General features: G+C 39.3%; 1 protein-coding gene, 1 tRNA gene and 1 pseudogene. 1 reads left to right on the plus strand and 2 read right to left on the minus strand.

Annotated elements, in window-relative coordinates:
• Window positions 1-383: pseudogene (locus WBN20_RS00945) on the minus strand (hypothetical protein); the annotation flags it as partial.
• Window positions 384-425: 42 nt separating this feature from the next.
• On the minus strand, window positions 426-1,154 hold the full coding sequence (locus WBN20_RS00950; protein WP_424271510.1) for a type III pantothenate kinase: 729 nt from the start codon (window positions 1,152-1,154) through the stop codon (window positions 426-428).
• Window positions 1,155-1,298: 144 nt separating this feature from the next.
• On the opposite strand from WBN20_RS00950, the gene WBN20_RS00955 reads away from it, so the two are divergent.
• Window positions 1,299-1,371, plus strand: a tRNA-Phe gene (locus WBN20_RS00955).
• Window positions 1,372-1,604 lie beyond the last annotated feature (233 nt).

The following is a 1,604-nucleotide window of genomic DNA, read 5'->3' on the forward strand; positions in this document are numbered from 1 at the left end:
ACAATATCCTGGGTGGCATTGGTAGTTTCAGAAAAAACATTATAACCCACTGCTGTATAAGGAAGAATTCCTATTCCCATACCAAATTTTGGTGTTATTGGAAATGCCAGCGCAATATATTCAAGAGAAGTGACCGAAGAACTTTGTGACTCCGTAAAATCTTTCAATTTTACCTCTTTATGCCCCCCGGCTGCGGAAAAAGTCACTAACCTGATTTTCCCGTAGGCGGCAGGGTTATTTAAGTTGACATGAATACTATCTGTATACATGCTTAACCCTCCCATAGCCTGATTTTCTATTGTGGCCTGTGGTCTGAAATCTCCTATTCCACCAAATGAATAAGGTGATACCGTTCCGTTACCACTCTGGGAGTATGATGCCATTGCCGTTAAGCAGAGTATTAGCAATACGATTTTCTTTACCATCTAGCGTTTGTTGTATTCCAGCAAATAATTCAAGCCCTTTAGGAGAAAATTAGAATGCGCAAATATGGTATTTTTTAATCGTTTAGACAAAATTTGAGCGTCACCGCCTGTTAAAATAACTGTTAAATCTTCAAAACGCGATTGGTATTGACCTATGACCCCATCTATCTCTGTACAAATGCCATTTAAAACACCGCTATGGATACTTGAATCTGTAGAATTTCCTATTATATCATAGAAATTCTTTGGTTCTAGCAAAGGTAACTTTGAAGTATGCTCGTGCAATGCCTTATAACGCATACGTAAACCGGGAGAAATTGCACCTCCCAGATACTCCCCATAGTCATTTATCATATCATAAGTTATACAAGTACCTGCGTCAATGACCAGTGTATTGGCATCAGGATTATGATAGAAGGCGGCTGTAGCCAGTGCTACCCTGTCCATTCCTAATGTCTGAGGCGTGGCATAGGAATTTTTAAAGGGGATCTTAGTATTATGACTCAATAAATGTACTTCAACAAACACAGCTAATGCCGAAATGTATTTTTTGTCTAAAACACCTACTGAAGAAACAATTGCTGTTTGAATCTCAGGATATTTTTTAAATACTTTTTTTACCAACTTTGGAAAGTCCTCTTTTTCAAATTTTTGTTGCCATAAAAGCTTGAACTCGTTAAAAACAGCAAGCTTTACATAGGTATTTCCGGCATCTACAATAAGGTTCATAATACAAAGATTATAAAATGAAAAAAAACAGCAGGCTTTTTTTTCTTTTTTGTTTGTAGTTCCTAAATTTGAAAGTATATTTGCCCCCTCCTGCGCACTGCGCTATTGCTTGTGCTTCGGAGGGTGCAGACTCTAACTAAATAAGGTACCTTAGCTCAGTTGGTAGAGCAACGGACTGAAAATCCGTGTGTCCCTGGTTCGATTCCTGGAGGTACCACTTAAAGCGCCAAACCCGCTTCTTGTTTCAAGGAGCGGGTTTTTTATTTCCTCAGACTTGGAAAGTTTACTTTCCTGAGGATCGGGGAAATAAAAAACACCTGCCGAAGGCAGGCGGGTTTGGCATTTTCAACTGAGGGAACAAAGGAACAACGACCCCGATAACTATCGGGGGAGTTAACCCTGGAGGAAAAAATAAGGTACGAAGGAGAAAATAATTAACTACGAAGTGGG

The sequence above is a fragment of the Eudoraea sp. genome (genome assembly GCF_049665975.1).
Taxonomy (GTDB): Bacteria; Bacteroidota; Bacteroidia; order Flavobacteriales; family Flavobacteriaceae; genus Eudoraea.

Excerpts from the sequence above, each read along its gene's own strand:
- WBN20_RS00950 (WP_424271510.1), bottom strand. The coding sequence starts at position 1,154 with ATGAACCTTATTGTAGATGCCGGAAATACCTATGTAAAGCTTGCTGTT.